Genomic DNA, 15,788 nt, shown 5'->3' with positions numbered 1-15,788 from the left:
GACAGCGGCGGCGGGAAACTCAGGCGAGCGCGGGCGGAGTGCTGGCCGTGACCAGCGCGGCTGCGGGGCTGATTTCGAACTCGATCGGTCGCAGCGACAAGCCGATGCGCGGCGGGCCGGATGGGCCGATGCGGATCGTCAGGATGCTGAAGCGGCCGGGCCAGATGTTGTCTTCCGGCGTGAAGGCTTCGAGGAATCGTTCCAGCGAGGCCAGCTCGCGCGGGCGTTCGCGCAGGTTCATCGTCAGCAATTGCAGGAAGTTGGGCGGCACATCGGGGATCGCGTCGAGCATCACCTGCAGTTCGAGGCTGACCCCTTCCGGCCCGCGCCCGAAGGCGACCAGCGCCGCGCCCGACGGAATGTCGAACCGTCCGCCCAGCGCCACGCCCACCACCTGAAGGATCCCGGCAAGCCGCTGACCCAGCCCCAGCTCGTCGAGCATCGGCTGCATCTCCACCAGCCGGAAGCCGTTGGTGAGCAGGAACGTCACCCACTGGCTGCCGTAATCGCGGCCTGCGACCAGCGTGGTGAACAGCGGCCGCAGCCCCGGCATCGCCGACATCGAAGCCATGACAAGCCGCGCCAGATCGGGATTGATGCTGGAATGGCTGCCCACCCCGCCTTCATAGGTGATGGTCGCGCTTTGCAGGCCATCGCCATCGAAGCTCGACCCGAAGAACGCGCCGTAGTTCATAGCGCCGCGCCGGCAGAGCGAACGTTCGCTTTCGCTGGCCCTGTCGAGCCAGTGGAGCGCCGCATTGCCGAAGTTGTCGCTGACCAGCCGCCGCATCTCGCGGGTTGCCCCGTCGCGCCGGTCGGTAGGCGAGGCATCGGGGCCGAGCGGTTCGAGCGCGAAGGACAGCACCCGCTGCTGGGCGGATTCGTACTTCGGCAGGAACGGCGCGGCGCCCTGGACCAGATGATTGCGCAAGTATCGGCTGTCACCCATCGGCAGGGCGAAGCTGTCTTCGAGCAACCCGTTGACGTAACTCATCGGATTGGCCGTCCGCAGGGTTCGCGCCGCGTTTTGCAAGCGGGACTTGAGCGGTGCACTGAGCGGTTCGAAAGGCATGGCCTGTCTCCTGTGCGAGGGTGTCAGTAGACGCCGTAAGAACGGCCATTGGCGCGCGCCGGAGCTGCGCCATTGCCATTGCCGTATCCGCCGCCGTAACCGCCGCCGTATCCCATCCCCAGGCCCAGCCCCGTGCCTTCGAGCAGATCGCGCGCGATGCTCGGGATCTGGATCGGACGGCTGGAATGCTGCGGGCTTTCGCGCGGTTCGGACAGGATCGCCACCCGGTCCTCGCCCATCGCTGAATCCGCCAGCCACATCTCGCAGGCATTGACGAGATCATAGTCGGTCGGGTTCGATACCGCAGTCGCCCCGGAGGCGCGGGCCGGCGGATAGGCGACGTTCTGGAGGTCGATCATCGGCAAGGTCGGATCGCGCAGCCGGTCGGCATGATCGGCGATCCAGTTGGTGATGATCGCGCCCGACGTCGCCAGCATCCGGTACTTGGACGAATTGCGCGCCCCGCCCAGTTCGGTCTGGGCGACCTGCTCGATCACGTCATAGGGGCTGGTCGCGCCGAATACGCGCTGGAGCTCCTTGTTGCTGAGCAGCTGGATGATCTCGTTGATCTGTTTGTTGAGATCGGCCGCGGCATAGAACGCCATGCCGTAGCCGCGCGAAGACATGTTGTGCGCCAGATCGCGGGCCGCTTTCTTGACCTGTTGCTGGTTGACCGCCAGCGGAATGTTCGACCGCAGCAGGTTCTCCACCCGGCTTTCGCGCACCAGTGTCGAGATCGAGGAGACGAACCGCAGCCACAGGTCCTGGAAATCGGCGTTGACGCCGACGCCCGGCTGACCGGTCGGCAGGCCGAGGGTCATGGCGTAGAAGTTCTGGCGTTCGACCTCGCTCATCCGGTTCGGCGCCTCGCGCCAGTAATTGTAGAGCTGGGTGCCCGCCGGTCCGCGCATCAGCGGAATCTCGCCGCGCTGTGACAGCTCCACCAGCTTGTCGACCACCTGGAAGGCCTTCAACTCCTCGAAGGCGGAGGCGAAGATGAACGATCCCATCAGGCGGCAATGTTCGGGGATCACCTCGATATCGGTCGCCGCTTCGAGATCGGGCAGGTTGAGCACGAATTCATGCAGCGGCGTATCGGCACCGATGCGCTGGACGCGCTCGAAAGCGTCCTCGATCTGGAGCTTGATGCTCGGGTCGGAGACCTGCACGTCCCTGTCGAGCAGCTTCTCGAATGTCTTGGCGAAATCGACCGTCGAGATGTCGGGCGAGCGACGGTCTCCGGGAACGTTGACCGCATCGACCAGCGTCTTGAGCGTATGCGCCGCCAGCGGCAGGTTGGCCGAAGCGCGCGCCATCGCCCGCACCATCACTTCGCCAAAGCTGCTGTAGTTCTGGTGGGTCTTGTCCGGCACGGCATTGTCGGACTTGTCGGCCACAAGACGCGGGACCGGCGCGCCCCACAATTGCAGCAGGCCGAGCGTCAACGCGACGCGGACGACCTCGTTGCTCTGATCGGGTTTGGCGAGCGAGGGGAACTTCAGAACCGCCTCAGGCACCTTGCCGGTAAAGACATATTCGACATCGATCGGGTTCAAGCCGAAATTGTTGCTCGCCAGCAGCGTGCGGACCGAGGCGAACAGCGGGTCGATGAACTGCGGGGGCTTGCCAACCGTGCCATCGGCGATCGCCTTCAGGCTGGTCAGACGGGCGTATTCCAGCTGGTCGGCCGTGCCGAGCGTGCCGTTGCCGCTGGTGTTGCCACTCCCGTTATTGTTTCCGGCACCCTTGCTCTTGCGGTTGTCCAGCCGCTGCCATTCGTTCTCGAGACGGGCACGGGCTTCGATCTCCCGCTCGGCGAGATCGTAGAAACGGATATTCATCATCTTGAGTCCTCCTGAACCCGGTGAAGCACTGCGTCCGCCGGACCCGCCGCCGCCGCCCGAACCGCCACCGGTTGGCGGCGGAGGGGGTGGGGTCGGCGGAGGCGTGGGACCTCCGGTGGTTGCGGTTGCGGTGACGGGCGGGGGCGGCGGCGGGGCAGATGCCGCAGCAGTCGCGGGGGTGGGCGTTGCAGCGCTGCTGCCAGAAGTGGTGGGTTTAGCCATGATCGGTCCTTCCATTCGGAAAAGTTGCAACAAAAAGCGTGGTCGAGGGGTGCGGGTCATCCATCATCGGCGCCCCCGAATTCGGTGGTGTCATCGGCGTCGATCGCGGCATCGAGCAGTTCGAGCGCGCGGGCGGCATCGAGCACGCCGGTGCCATTGCCATCGGCAACCCCTGCGCGGTGGGGCGTGGCGCTCGCCATCAGCAGCGATTTGATCTGCGCCGGATCAAGTGCGGCGGCACGGGCTTGGGCGCGTTCGATCAGCAGTGCGGCAGCGCCTGTCACGAAAGGCGCGGCAAAGCTGGTGCCGGTCGCGTGCTGGTAACCCTCCCCCAGCCCGGCGGTGCGGATCCGCTCGCCCGGCGCACACAGGGCGACATGATCGCCGGTGGTCGAGAAGGTGCTGACCTGCCGGTCCAGCCCGACTGATCCGACGGCGATGACGCGCGGATCGGCGGCGGGCCAATAGGTGCGCTGATCGCCGCTATTGCCGGAGGCGACCACCAGCGTGCAGCCCCGTGCCTCGGCAAAGGCGACCGCCTCGCTATGCGGCTTGGGCGCGCCGGGCTCCAACGCCTCGTCATCGGTGCCGAAGCTGCAATTGACGACTTGCGCGCCAAGCTGCACCGCCAGCACCAACCCCATGTCGAGATCGCTCAGCGCGCCAACGCCGAGCGGTGTCTCGCGCCCGGGAAACAACGCCGCGCCGAGCGAGCGGACCGGGATCAGCGAGCACTGCCCGCCGATACCGGGCGGAATGCCGCGGCCCTGCCCGCCGATGATCGCTGCGCATCCCGTGCCGTGCCCGACATAGCGGTCACTGGGATCGGTATCGGCCCCGCTATTGTCGCCGAGCAGCTTGATGCCACCCGCAAGATCGCCGCGCCCCAGTTCGACCGTATCGACACCCCGGCGCAAGCGAGCCTCGAATTCGGGATGCGCCAGCGCAAGACCGCTATCGACGACGCCGACCACCACCCCGCTCTGCCCCGCCGAATAGGCGAGCGCACGGCGCGCATTGACCAGATCGCGGGCGGCCCAGCCGCCTTCGTCCTCGTCGTCACCCTGTCCGGGCATTGGCGGCAGCACGGGGCCATCAAGACCGACAGTGGCGACATAATTGGGGATCGCGGATTCAACGAGGTCGAGCTGCATCAGCGAGATCGCCATCGAGCCCACGTGAGTGCCGGGAGCGACATCGATCCGCAGCATCCGGGCCACACCGCTAACCTGCTCGGCCTCGCTGTAACCGACATGGCGCGCGCCAATCGTCCGCAGCGCGCGACCGGCCGCGTGGAGGCGCGAGATCTTGACTGCTGTGCCGAAGGTCGCGGTGACGCGGTCAAAGGCGCCATGCCCTGACGCGCCAGCCGCCTCCTGCGCGCCGCGCCGGACGTCCATGACCGCCGGAATGCCCTCGGGCACTTCGCCCAGTTTCAGGCGCACCACCAGGCTGGTCGGCAGGGCATAGGCGCCTGACCGGTGCGCCCAGGGCAGCAGGGGGCGGCCCGCGGCGCTCATTGCGTGCCTCCATTACCGGGCCGCGTCATGTCAGCACCCGCCATCCCGAAGGATGAAAGCTGGCTCTGGTCGAACCACACCTCGGTGCGGGCGCGTGGATCATATTCGAGGCTCATCTGCCCGGCGAACTGGTCGGGGCCAGGTTCGAGCAGGATCAAATCGTCGCTGGCCTGCACCACGCCGACCTCGCGCCCGCCGATCGCGACGCGCGGCGGAACCCCGTCACGCAAGAGATTGCGGCCGCGTACCCGGAGGCGCTGGCGCAGCTCGCTCGATCCCGAATTATCGCTTTCGCTCGATACGTCATCGACCATCGGCCGCGTGGCGCGCGACAGCACGCTTTCAAGCTTGTCGACCGGCAGGCGCGTGATCCGCCCCACCGAACCGGCCAGCCCCCGCCGCCGCATTTCCTCCAGCTTGGCAACGGTGCGGACACCGATGCCCTCAAGCCGCCGGCGTTCATCGGGCGCAAGATCATCGCCGAGCGAGTCGAGCGAGACATCCTGATCGTCATCGACCGCCAGCTGGATGGCGTTCTCCTCGATCATCGGCTTGGTGATCGCGGTGAAGCCGATACGGAGAACGGTGGTGTCCTTGTCCTGCGGCTGGGCCGGACGGATCCGCACCTCGCCATCGGCGAGTTCGACATGGGCCTTGAGGTCCATGGCAATGTCGCGGATCGCGAAGGTCAGCGGCAGCTTGTCGTTCTGCGCCTTCAGCGACATCCGGGTCTGCGCCGTATCCAGCTGCGATTGCACCGCCTGAATGAAATCCTCCAGCGCCACCGCCTGATTGTTGCCGAACCCGCTCATGACACGGCCTCCCAAGGCGTGACGCCGAGCGAGAGAGTGATGCGGCCCATCGGCAGGTCGAAATCGGTGCGGGTGTGGGTGCGCGGCATATCGGTCATGACGTGCAGCGCCCCGCCTTCGTCGGCCGTGCGCTGCTCAAGCCGGGTTTCGACGGGGAGCGTAAGGTCGATCGAAGTCGGCCGCACTGTTCCGCCCTGGAGCTGCGGCAAAAGGCCTTCGGCAAGTTCGCCGATCATGTCTTCAAGGCTGCGCCGTGCGCCAGTCATGGCCGTGGCTCCGCCGGAGTGGCTGGCGCCGGAACGGGCACCGGCGCGGCGACGGCCACGGGCGCTGGCACTGGCACTGGCGGGGCCATTGGCGCGCTGACTGGCACTGCCGGCGCGGGCATGGATGCCAGTGCAGGTGCAGGTGCAGGTGCAGGCGCTGTGATCTGCGCAGGCTTGGCCGCGCGTTCGAGCATCGTGCGCCGTGCGTCATCGACGAACCGGTCAAGCGGGATGGTCTCGCTCGCGAAGTTGATCTTCACCTCGCCGAACAACTCGGCGTTGAGCGTGGTGTCGGTCTGCGCATTGACGCCGACGGTCGAGACCTTGGTGACCGGAGAGGCATAGGCCGTGCTGCCCCGCGTCGACCAGCTGCCGGTCGGGGTCGCGCTCGCGGGATCATCGCTGACGGCATAATCGACCGCAGTCTTGTCCGCCGCCGAGGCCCGGAACTTGAGCCGCGCGGTGATCGAGCCGTCGCGCACGACGATGCGGTTCATGCCCATCATCACCAGCGTGGCGAGAGTCTGCATCCGGTCGCCCGCCAACCTGTCACGCGCAGCGGGGACCAGCACTTCCTCGATCAGCTCGGGGCTGAGCGGCTGGCCGTCCGCGCCGTATTCGCGCAGCCATGCAGGCGACGGCGCATCGCCGAATTCGTCGCTGCCGCCGCGCGGAATGACCAGCGGCTCGCTCTCGCCCCGCACCAGCGCCAGATCGCCAGGATATTGCGCCACCAGCCAGTCGCGCGCCTGATTGGCGGTGACGTTCTCGTCACGGAATTGCGACAGCGGCTTGGAGATCGCCGCCACCAGGTCGGCATAGGCATCCATCTGGCGGATCGAGCTGTCCACCATCGCATCCCAAGTGCCGTGGATCAGCGAGGCGACGAATTCAGGGAAATCGAGCTCGTCGGTAACCGCGCCCGCACGCCTGCCCAGGGTGGCCGTGGCAGGCTCGCGCGCGGCTACGGGCTGGGCCTGCTCTGGCTGTTCATCGGGGAGTGTATCGGGCGCGGTTTCTTCACCGCCCGAGCGGTCCCAGAACCCGGCCATCGCCTGCGGCATCGGGGCAAGGCCGGAGGTGGCCTGACGCCCCGATGCGGAGGGCGGAGGAGGAAGGTGGTGCCGGTCGGCCATCGTCAGGCGTGTTCAAAGGGCCGGACGACATTGGTCGGATTGCCGCCGCCGGGCCGCGAATGCTGCACCCACCGGCTCTCGATCGCGTGCGTCCCGTCAGCAAACAGCGACACGCGGGTGTTGGCGACCTGATCGGCAACGATCGTCTCGTCGAAGACGTAGTCGATGTTGATATGCAGCGCCGGAACCTGATCGGGCCCTGCTGCCCGCGCCTGCGACGAGCGGGCATAGAGGCGCGAATCATCCTCGATCGTGGCGGTAACGGTAAGGCCCCAGCCGACAGCGTCATCATGCCCGTCGGCCGTGATGTATACCCTGCCGAGCGAGGTGCCGTTGTATTGCCAACGGATCTTGAGCCAGCAGTAGATGTCGTCGATCCCGAAGGTGCCGCCGACCATCGGCCAGTCGCGCAGGTTGATCTCCCCGGCTTCGAACGTCGCCTCGCGGCGCGGGGCCTGATCGCGCGGATGCTTGATCCCGGACCAGTTGGCGAGGTTGGTCCTGATGTCGCCAGTATTGTTGGTGATCACGTCAATGGCGATCCCGGCGATCTCGGCCGCGCTCATTTCGCGCACGTGCGGCGCGGGCGGCGGCGCGAGCTTGCGCCCGGCAGACCCGCCGCCCATCGCGAAGCCGGTCGGTGCGGAGAGCGAGCGGTTGATCACCCGACCCGCAGGCACGCCTGCATAGATGATCTGGACGTACGCCGGATCGCCATCGGCCGCCATTTCGTACTCGGACTGGAAATCCTCGTACTTGATGATGTAGCGGCTGCCCTGCGTATGGCCGGGGCCGTGCGCGCCGGGAGCACCCGGGGTGCCCACCGCCCGATCCCATGGATCGACGACGCGGATGAAATGGTCCGTTCCGTCGGAATACATGCCCGCCACCAGCACCGCGTGACCCGACAGCGTGGTCGCACTCGCCATCTTGCCGACGTAGAGCGGGCCGTGGTTCTCGATCAGGGCCTTGAAGGCCTCGGGCATGAAGCATTGCGGGGGGACGGTGCCAAGGCCGAGCTGGCGGGCCACATCGGCACGCTCCGCCCACGGCAGGCCATTGGCGATGTCGCGGCCGCATTGTCCGGCGATGGTTTCCGGCGCGATGCTGACCTGATCACGCCAGCCGATCAGCATGGCGAGCGTCGTCGCCCAGCAGCCATTGTCGGTCGGCTGGGCCACCAGCTGGATATCGTCCCACTGGATCGACCACACCGGGCTTCCCATCGCCGTGCCGACCGGCTTGGCCGTGGCGGGCGGATCAAGCGTGTCGAGCAGCCGGGTCAGCCCATCGGGTTCAAGCCCGAGATCGAGCGCCTCGCCGATCCGCTGGCCAAAGCCGCCGCCAATCCGTTCCGCACGTTGGCGCGGATCGCCGGGAAGCGCCGGGGGAACGATAGCCGGGGCCGCCCCGGTTTCTTCAGCGCTGAGCTGGACCGAGAAGCCGACCCCGATGCTGACCGCACCGCCCAGCCCGCGCCCATTGCGGTCGAGCCAGACTTCGGCGCCGACAACGATCTCGACACCTTCCATCAACCCGGCGACTTTGCCGAGGCTCTCGAAGCCGTCCAGCCCGCCATTATTGTAGCCGAGCTTCATGCTGGCCGCGAGGGCCATCTTGAGGTTGTCGACGAGGTCGCCGAGGCTCGAAATGCTGATCTCGAAATCGGTCTGGCCGAACAGTGCAACCTGGCCGTCAGGGGCGAAAACAACGCCCACGCCCGCATCGAACATACCGCCACTGATCGTGGGCCCGATCGACAGCGTGACGCCGCTTGACCGCGCAAGACCGGGCAGCGCTTTCATGAAAGCATAGGTGGGATTGGTCCAGCCGAGCGGGGTCAGCACGGTTTCCCAAGCGGTGATGAAGGCGGCGCTATCGCTTCCCAGCCGCCAAAGCGACGGGGGCGTGGCGTCCGATCCGACCACATCGACCACCTGTTCGACCAGCCGCCGGATATAATCGAGCGCCTGCTGCGCGGTGTAGCCGCTGCCGAGCGCGAGCGCGGTGCGCCCTGCTCCCGCCCCATTGGAAGCCGCGGCGTGCGACAGCGGAATCCCGCGCAAGCCGCGTACATTGCCGCCATTCTGCGGGGCATAGCGGCTCTCGCGCGCCGGGATTTCCGGCATTGGGCCAAAGCCGTCATCATAAGGAACCGGCGGGAGAGAGCCGCCCGGTGTGCCACCGGCCACGGCGGGGCTGGCGGCACCGGAAGGCGCCGTCTCGCTTCCGGGACGCGGCTGATCGCCTGCCCATTCAAGCCGCGGCGCGGTGGGACGCATGCTGCCGAACGCGCGCCGCAGCGTGCGTCCGGTGAACCCGCGCAGTGACACGTAAGGGCTACCCTCGCGCGGCAAGGCATCGACCTGCAGGCCGCCGTTTCCGCTGCGGCCGGTGGCAAGTCCGAAATAGAGCTTCTCGCTGCCGATAAAGCGCGCCAGCACTTCGGGCGGCACCACGAACACGCCGTCACCGCGCGGCACTGTCAACGTGCCATGTTCGCGGCTGGTGTAGAAGTTTGCGGGTGTGCGCATCTGCCGGTTCTGGGTGCTGAACAGCGAGATATCGCTCGCGATCACCACCTCGGCCTCGACATCGGGCTGGCTGGTGCGAACGGCAAAGCCGAGCATCGGGAAGCGATCGCTGACTTCCATGCGATTGGGTGAGATTTGCGCGGTCATGAGCCTACCTTGTTGTTGGTTGGACGAACAGATTGCGCGGCGGCCCGAAGTGCGCGGGCGCGCGCCTCGAAGTCGCCGAGCGGCGCCAGCAGGTCTTCGCTGACAGTCGGAGGAAGGGGGTCGGAACTTGTCGGCAAAAGGATTTCGCCATGCTCGGTCTCGTGGTCGCGAAGCGAGCGGACGAGCATCTCGGTCAGCATCTTTGCGTAGGGGGGCGCCATCGCAAGGCGCGAGTGGATCACGGTCGTCCCGTCGCTATCAGCTTCGTTGCTGGCCATGCCGGGACGGAACTGGCCAAAGTCGATCAGGAATTCGAACGGGTTGTGACCCATCTCGAAGTAATTGACATAGAGCGCGGCCGGGGCGTCGGCGCCCAGGTGGCGATCCTGCTCCTGACCGGTCTTGAAACGCGTCATCGGTCCGCAACTCCTTGCATCGTGCAAAGCGGCGCAAGCCCCGTGCCAGATTCCTAAATGTCAGTTTTTCAGATATTTATGCCGGGTCCGAAGGTTCAGGCAGTGTCACATGATACGCCGCAACCTGCGACACGTGTCACAGCCCCAGCCCGCCGCGCGTGACGTGATGCTTGGTGAGTTTGCGGTACAGCGTCATGCGCGACCAGCGCAGCGCCTTGGCTGCTTCGGCCTTGTTCCAGTCTGTCGCCTCCAGCGCCGCCAGGATGCGGTCGCGCTCGTCGGTACCGCTACGCCGCCATGAACGCTGGAGCTGCATGAATGCCTGGGGGATGTGATCGACCCCGATCGCACCACGCGGCGGATCGATGAACACCCCTTCCACGAAATTGCGCACCTCGCGGATATTGCCCGGCCAGTCGTATTGGCTGAGCACATCAAGCAGCTCGGCATTCGGCCCGCCAACATTATAGCCGGTACGCTCGTTGAAATGACGGATGAAGTGGAGGAGATAGATCGCGATATCCTCGGGCCGTTCGCTCAGATCGGGAAGCACAATGCGGGCGACGTTGAGGCGGAAGTACAGGTCCGAACGGAAACTGCCTTCTTCCACCTGTTCCTCGACCGAACGGTTGGTGGCAGCCACGACGCGCAGATCGACTTTGACCGGGCGCGGGGCGCCAATCGGCTGCACTTCGCGCTCCTCCAGCATCCGCAAAAGCTTGGTCTGGCAAAGCGGCGACAGCTCGCCGATCTCGTCAAGAAACAGCGTGCCGCCGTCGGCCAGAACCGCCTTGCCCTTCTGGGCCTGGAATGCACCTGTGAAACTGCCGCGTTCAAAGCCGAACAATTCGGCTTCAAACAGGTTATCGGGAATTGCGCCGCAATTGATCGCAACGAAGGGCTTGCGTGAGCGGTGGCTATGCTGGTGGACAGCACGGGCAATGTGTTCCTTGCCGGTGCCGGTCGAGCCGGTGATGAGCAATGAGGCGTCACTGCGACCGAGCTTGGGCACGAAGTCGCGCAAATGCGCGATCGCACGGCTCGTCCCGAGAATTTCGGTCGCACACTCCGACATCCACTTGCTCTCCCATCCCCAGAGCGCTTGGTGCCAAATTCTGTTCTTGTAGTTACACGTCTGAAACACGCGCAGATGTGCCTGGCGGAAAGCGACGTTTCCGACTGACCAGACGACCTCGAGCGTGGCGCAGAAGCCGGCAAGGTCAGAGATAGCGGGAGCAAGGTCAATCGGGCCCGAGCCGACGATGCGGTCAATCGAGCCGTGCGCGCGCTCAGACGAGTAAAGCTTTTGCGTAAGTCTCCAAATATAATATGACTAATTTCATATCAATACTCTGTTCTTGTAAGAACTCGCCAAATGGTCATCAATCTGTCTTAGTAAACCACGCAGACACCTTTCCGGAACCGTATGAGTCGCATGGGCTGCCCGAGAGTGATTGCCCCGCTCAGCCCGCTCGGTTAGGCTCGCAGCTCTCTCTCGCAAAGGCCTGCCGGTTTCATGAATCCTTGGCGCAATGCCGCTCCCGTTGACGATATCCGCGCAGCTTTGCTGGCCGGTGGCGCGGTGCCAGAGCGTTTTGCGATTGCCACTCTGGTGGAAGTTGACGGCTCGGCACCGCGCGATGTGGGCGCTCAGATGCTCATCACCGTGGACGAATATTGGGGCTTCCTGTCGGGCGGCTGCATCGAAGCCGATGTCGCGCGCCACGGCCGCGAGGTCATGGCCGAGGGCGCGCCGCGCCTGCTCCGTTATGGCGAGGGCAGTCCGTGGATCGACATCAAGCTCGCTTGCGGTTCGGGGATTTCTGTTCTGGTCGAACCGGTCGCTGCGGATGAGGCCGCGGTGGCGGCTTTGCTCGCAGGCTGGCAGCGGCGGTGCCCGGTGCAATGGACCAGCGATGGAACGCAACGTCACGCCTTGGTCGGCACAGATGACACCCAGGCCGATAGCTGGGACGGCGCGCGCTACACCCGGCGGTTCACCCCGCCCTTGCGGTTGGTGTTAGTGGGCGAAGATGGTGCAGCGCTGACCGCGGCGACGCTGGGCCGCGAAATGGGTTGGGATGTTGTTCTTGTTACGCCAGGCGGGCCGGACGCATCGCCATTTCCGGGCATCACCTATCATCGTGCCGATCCGGCAGAAGCGCTTGCTGCCATCACGCCCGACCGCTGGACCGCCATCGCGGTTCTCTCCCACGACCGCGAGGACGACGAACGTGGGCTTGCCGCTGCCTTGCAGAGCGAGGCTTTCTATGTTGGCGCGATCGGCGCACGCGCCCGGCTCGACGTGCGGGTAGCGCGGTTGCGCGGGCATGGAGTCAGCGAGGCGCAGATTGCACGCCTTCACGCCCCCATCGGGCTCTATGGTTTCGGCAAGGCCCCGCGCGACGTTGCGCTGTCACTGGTGGCCGAGGTCGCGCAGGCGTTCCATGCGGCGACGGCAGCGGCGAGGTCATCCGGCGTGTCGATGTCCAGCAGCGCGCCGCTTTCGGCCGTGTCGCAATAGGCTACGTCTGCGCGCGTCCGCAGCAGTGCATTCGCACCCTGATCGCCTTGGAGCGAAAGCAGGTCGGTAAAGGCCGCGCGGGTGAAAGCGGCAGGATGCCCCGGCTTGCCGTCATGGCGGGGCCGCGCCGCATAGCCGGCCCGCTCTGCCGCTTCTGCGAGCGCTAGAGCCAGTTCCACCGGCACCAGCGGCATATCGCCGAGGAAAACGCACACGCCCGTTGCTTCAGGGTCAAGTCCTGCGATGCCCGTGCGCAGCGTCGCAGCCATGCCTTCAGCCCAATCGGGCGCGTGGATGATGCGCACCTCAATGCCTGCCAGCGAAGTACGGATGGCGGCGTCATCCGCCCCCGTCACCACCAGCGTTTCGGCAAACCCGCCCTGCACGACGCGTTGGGTCACGCGCCGGATCACCGGCGCGCCAGCGAGATCGGCAAGCAGCTTGCTCCCGCCGAAACGCCGCCCCGCCCCTCCGGCGAGGATCAGCGCGGACCAGCCGTCCAACTTACGCCTTGGCTTGCGTCAGCAACGGCAGGTTGCGGATGCGCTTGCCGCTCGCAGCGGCCAGCGCATTGGCCAATGCGGGTGAGGCAGGCGGCAGGCCGGGCTCACCGATGCCACCAGTCTCGGCCCCGCTCTCGATGAAGTGCACATCCACCGCAGGCGGCGCATCGGCCAGCTTGAGGATCGGATAGTCGGCGAAATTGCTCTCGACCACGGCGCCCTTGTCGAGCGTCACCTGCTCGCCAATCGCCGAGGACAGACCCATGATGAGGCCGCCTGCAATCTGCGCTTCGGCGTTGAGCGGGTTCACCGTCGTGCCGCAATCGACCACCGCCCAGGCCTTGAGCACCTTGGGGCTGCCGTCTTCCTTGACGCTCGCTTCGACCACCTCGGCTACGATTGTGCCGAAGCTTTCAACGATCGCGATCCCGCGCCCGACGCCTTCAGGCAGGGGCGAGCCCCAGCCCGACCGTTTGGCCACCATGTCGAGCGCGGCGACATGGCGCGATCCGGCGGGCAGGTGCTTGCGCCGGAACTGGTAGGGATCCTCGCCCGCCGCTGCGGCCAGTTCGTCCATGAAGCTTTCGGTATAGAACCCGATCTGGGTGGCGTTGACCGAGCGCCATGGCCCGTCAATCTGGTTCGACTGGTAGGCAAAGTGGCGCCGCGAGGTCGCGGGGATGGCATAGATGAAAGGCACCTCGCCCTCTGCATTGCCGCTCTGGGCGTAGTCCATGCGCATGCCGGTGATCTTGCCATCCTTGAGCGATGCCTTGAGCCCCGCCGAGGACTGCGGTCGATAGGTGCCGTGGCGAAGTTCTTCCTCGCGGCTCCAGATCAGCTTGACCGGATAGGGCACCTGCTTTGCGAGCACCGCGATCTGATCGATGATTTCGACCAGATCGGGGAAGCGCCTGCCAAAGCCGCCGCCCATGATCATCGGGTTGAAGACGACCTGATCGACCTCCAGCCCGGCCGCTGCCGCTGCCTTTGTGCGGGTGCTGAGTGGGTCTTGCAGACCGCCCCACAAGGTGAGCGTGCCGTCCCTGAAATGGCCGGTGAGCGCGAAGGGCTCCATCATCGCATGGTGGAGGAAGGGAACGCGGTATTCGGCCTCGACGACCTTTACGCCTGCGCCCTTGAAAGCCGCATCGACATCGCCTTCGCCGCCTTCATTATCCGGCTTCTCCGCCGTCTGGCGGAGCTTGGTTTGCGCGGCGTAGATCGCCGGGGTGGAGACTGCCGCATGGCCGCCATCAGAGAACTTCGGCGAAAGCGCGGCAAGGCCCTTTTGCGCCTGCCAGTAACCCTTAGCGACGACGATTACCGCATCAGGCAGCTTCACGACCTTTTCGACACCCTTGACCGCCAAGGCCGGAGCCTCGTCGACCGATTCCAGCTTGCCGCCGCGCACGGGCGCCGCCGCGATGGTGGCGACCCGCATTTCGGGCAGAGTGAAATCGATACCGTAGACCGCGGTGCCATCAACCTTGGCGGGGATGTCGCGGCGAACCACCGGCTTGCCGATCAGCTTCCACTGGTCGCGGGTCTTGAGAACAGGGTCGCTGCTGAGCGAACGCTCCGCCGCGCCTGCGGCCAGCTCGCCATAGCGCAGCGACTTGCCCGACTTGGCGTGTGTCACGACAGAATCGGCGGTGGTGAGCTCGCTTTCGGGAACACCCAGCCGGTCGGCAGCTTCCGCGATCAGCGCTGCACGCACCGCAGCGCCGGTGCGCCGCATCGCGACTTCGCCGGTGAAGCGGATTGCCGATGAGCCGCCGGTGATCATCAGCGGCATTGATCGCGCCATCATGCCGATCACCGCATCAGGGATCAGTCCCGCAGCAAATTCGCCCGTCATAGAAGGAAGAAAGCCCTTGGCGAGGGCCGAGTTGGCGAAAGACAGGTCAGCCGGGGCCTGCTCGATCTTCACCTTGTCCCACGCCGCATCAAGCTCGTCAGCCAGCATCTGGCCGAGCGCGGTGTGCGAGCCCTGGCCGAAATCGATATGCGGCGAGAAAACCGTGACGGTGTCATCCTCGGCGATCTTCATCCATGTGGCAAAGCCGTGCTCGCCCTCGCCCACAGTGAGCGTCCTGGCCTTGGCCTTGGCCGAGTTATCGGTCCACCACACGCCGAAGATTCCGCCGCCGACAAGCAGCGCACTGCCCGCCAGAAAGATGCGGCGCTTGACGCCCTTCTTCTTGGGCTTGGCCACGGGAGCATCGGCTTCGGGCAGATCAAGATCGGGATTGGGATTGTCAGCCATCATGCCTCTCCCGTCTGTGCGGCGGCGCCGGTGGCCGCAAGGATCGCCTTGCGAATGCGCGGGTAAGTGCCGCAGCGGCAGATGTTGGTCATCGCCTCGACAATCTGCGCGTCGGACGGCGATCCGACCTGCTCGATCAGTGCCACGGCGGCCATGATCTGGCCCGACTGGCAGTATCCGCATTGCGGCACCTGCGCGTCGATCCAGGCCTGCTGCACCTTGTGGAGCACGCCATCGGCGCCCTTCAGACCCTCGATCGTGGTCACGGCCTTGCCCGCGATGTCGCTGAGCGGCACGCTGCACGAGCGCGTCACCGCGCCGTCGATGTGCACTGAACAGGCCCCGCAAGCCGCGATGCCGCAGCCGAACTTGGTGCCGGTCATGCCCAGATCGTCGCGCAAGACCCACAGCAGCGGCGTATCGGCATCAGCCTCCACGCTCACCGGCTTGCCGTTGACAGAAAATGCGATTGCCACAGACGGCGCTCCCCCGCTGGTTGAATTCCCGTCCTTCATAGCAACCT

The 15,788-nt window shown here is 65.9% G+C and carries 12 protein-coding genes and 1 pseudogene; 1 reads left to right on the top strand and 12 read right to left on the bottom strand.

What is annotated here, in order from left to right; genetic code table 11:
• Positions 1-19: 19 nt before the first annotated feature.
• From KVF90_RS09615 to KVF90_RS09575, 9 genes are all read right to left on the bottom strand, one after another.
• A complete protein-coding gene (locus tag KVF90_RS09615) occupies positions 20-1,072 on the bottom strand; it encodes a hypothetical protein (RefSeq protein ID WP_264391369.1) in 1,053 nt (350 codons plus the stop codon).
• Positions 1,073-1,095: 23 nt separating this feature from the next.
• Entirely contained in the window at positions 1,096-2,916 is a 1,821-nt protein-coding gene (locus KVF90_RS09610) for a hypothetical protein (RefSeq protein ID WP_264391368.1), read from the bottom strand.
• A 278-nt stretch (positions 2,917-3,194) separates the two neighbouring features.
• Positions 3,195-4,658, bottom strand: a complete 1,464-nt coding sequence (locus tag KVF90_RS09605; protein WP_264391367.1) for a S8 family peptidase — start codon at positions 4,656-4,658, stop codon at positions 3,195-3,197.
• The gene (locus KVF90_RS09600) at positions 4,655-5,470 is read right to left on the bottom strand and encodes a hypothetical protein (RefSeq protein WP_264391366.1); all 816 of its coding nucleotides are present in this window, start codon (positions 5,468-5,470) and stop codon (positions 4,655-4,657) included. Before KVF90_RS09600 ends, KVF90_RS09605 begins: the two co-directional genes overlap by 4 nt.
• Positions 5,467-5,736, bottom strand: a complete 270-nt coding sequence (locus KVF90_RS09595) for a hypothetical protein (protein ID WP_264391365.1) — start codon at positions 5,734-5,736, stop codon at positions 5,467-5,469. The genes KVF90_RS09600 and KVF90_RS09595 overlap by 4 nt, the downstream gene beginning before the upstream one ends.
• On the bottom strand, positions 5,733-6,872 hold the full coding sequence (locus tag KVF90_RS09590) for a hypothetical protein (protein WP_264391364.1): 1,140 nt from the start codon (positions 6,870-6,872) through the stop codon (positions 5,733-5,735). The genes KVF90_RS09595 and KVF90_RS09590 overlap by 4 nt, the downstream gene beginning before the upstream one ends.
• A 2-nt stretch (positions 6,873-6,874) precedes the next feature.
• A complete protein-coding gene (locus KVF90_RS09585) occupies positions 6,875-9,553 on the bottom strand; it encodes a papain-like cysteine protease family protein (RefSeq protein ID WP_264391363.1) in 2,679 nt (892 codons plus the stop codon).
• Positions 9,550-9,969 carry a DUF3467 domain-containing protein gene (locus KVF90_RS09580; protein WP_264391362.1) on the bottom strand — a complete coding sequence of 140 codons (420 nt, stop codon included), beginning with the start codon at positions 9,967-9,969 and terminating at the stop codon, positions 9,550-9,552. Before KVF90_RS09580 ends, KVF90_RS09585 begins: the two co-directional genes overlap by 4 nt.
• A gap of 136 nt (positions 9,970-10,105) precedes the next feature.
• Positions 10,106-11,044 (bottom strand): sigma-54 interaction domain-containing protein, encoded by a 939-nt coding sequence (locus KVF90_RS09575; RefSeq protein WP_264391361.1) that lies wholly within the window; start codon positions 11,042-11,044, stop codon positions 10,106-10,108.
• Positions 11,045-11,485: 441 nt separating this feature from the next.
• On the opposite strand from KVF90_RS09575, the gene KVF90_RS09570 reads away from it, so the two are divergent.
• Positions 11,486-12,493 (top strand): XdhC family protein, encoded by a 1,008-nt coding sequence (locus KVF90_RS09570; protein WP_264391360.1) that lies wholly within the window; start codon positions 11,486-11,488, stop codon positions 12,491-12,493.
• Between the two features lie 20 nt (positions 12,494-12,513).
• On the opposite strand, the pseudogene KVF90_RS09565 reads toward KVF90_RS09570, so the two are convergent.
• The 3 genes and pseudogenes from KVF90_RS09565 to KVF90_RS09555 all read right to left on the bottom strand — a co-directional run.
• Positions 12,514-12,996 (bottom strand): annotated as a pseudogene (locus tag KVF90_RS09565) (nucleotidyltransferase family protein); the annotation flags it as partial.
• A gap of 1 nt (position 12,997) precedes the next feature.
• Positions 12,998-15,268 carry a xanthine dehydrogenase family protein molybdopterin-binding subunit gene (locus KVF90_RS09560; RefSeq protein WP_264391359.1) on the bottom strand — a complete coding sequence of 757 codons (2,271 nt, stop codon included), beginning with the start codon at positions 15,266-15,268 and terminating at the stop codon, positions 12,998-13,000.
• The gene (locus tag KVF90_RS09555; RefSeq protein ID WP_264391358.1) at positions 15,265-15,780 is read right to left on the bottom strand and encodes a (2Fe-2S)-binding protein; all 516 of its coding nucleotides are present in this window, start codon (positions 15,778-15,780) and stop codon (positions 15,265-15,267) included. The genes KVF90_RS09560 and KVF90_RS09555 overlap by 4 nt, the downstream gene beginning before the upstream one ends.
• Between the last annotated feature and the right edge of the window lie 8 nt (positions 15,781-15,788).

The sequence above is a fragment of the Porphyrobacter sp. ULC335 genome (assembly GCF_025917005.1).
Lineage (GTDB): Bacteria > Pseudomonadota > Alphaproteobacteria > Sphingomonadales > Sphingomonadaceae > Erythrobacter.
Note: the sequence above shows the minus strand (reverse complement) of the source record. Positions and strands in the feature narration are given on the sequence as shown.

What these genes read in the sequence shown, in the direction of transcription:
- KVF90_RS09615 (WP_264391369.1), bottom strand. Translation starts at nt 1,072, where the DNA reads ATGCCTTTCGAACCGCTCAGTGCACCGCTCAAGTCCCGCTTGCAAAAC.
- KVF90_RS09610 (WP_264391368.1), bottom strand. Translation starts at nt 2,916, where the DNA reads ATGATGAATATCCGTTTCTACGATCTCGCCGAGCGGGAGATCGAAGCC.
- KVF90_RS09605 (WP_264391367.1), bottom strand. Translation starts at nt 4,658, where the DNA reads ATGAGCGCCGCGGGCCGCCCCCTGCTGCCCTGGGCGCACCGGTCAGGC.
- KVF90_RS09600 (WP_264391366.1), bottom strand. Translation starts at nt 5,470, where the DNA reads ATGAGCGGGTTCGGCAACAATCAGGCGGTGGCGCTGGAGGATTTCATT.
- KVF90_RS09595 (WP_264391365.1), bottom strand. Translation starts at nt 5,736, where the DNA reads ATGACTGGCGCACGGCGCAGCCTTGAAGACATGATCGGCGAACTTGCC.
- KVF90_RS09590 (WP_264391364.1), bottom strand. Translation starts at nt 6,872, where the DNA reads ATGGCCGACCGGCACCACCTTCCTCCTCCGCCCTCCGCATCGGGGCGT.
- KVF90_RS09585 (WP_264391363.1), bottom strand. Translation starts at nt 9,553, where the DNA reads ATGACCGCGCAAATCTCACCCAATCGCATGGAAGTCAGCGATCGCTTC.
- KVF90_RS09580 (WP_264391362.1), bottom strand. Translation starts at nt 9,969, where the DNA reads ATGACGCGTTTCAAGACCGGTCAGGAGCAGGATCGCCACCTGGGCGCC.
- KVF90_RS09575 (WP_264391361.1), bottom strand. Translation starts at nt 11,044, where the DNA reads ATGTCGGAGTGTGCGACCGAAATTCTCGGGACGAGCCGTGCGATCGCG.
- KVF90_RS09570 (WP_264391360.1), top strand. Translation starts at nt 11,486, where the DNA reads ATGAATCCTTGGCGCAATGCCGCTCCCGTTGACGATATCCGCGCAGCT.
- KVF90_RS09560 (WP_264391359.1), bottom strand. Translation starts at nt 15,268, where the DNA reads ATGATGGCTGACAATCCCAATCCCGATCTTGATCTGCCCGAAGCCGAT.
- KVF90_RS09555 (WP_264391358.1), bottom strand. Translation starts at nt 15,780, where the DNA reads ATGAAGGACGGGAATTCAACCAGCGGGGGAGCGCCGTCTGTGGCAATC.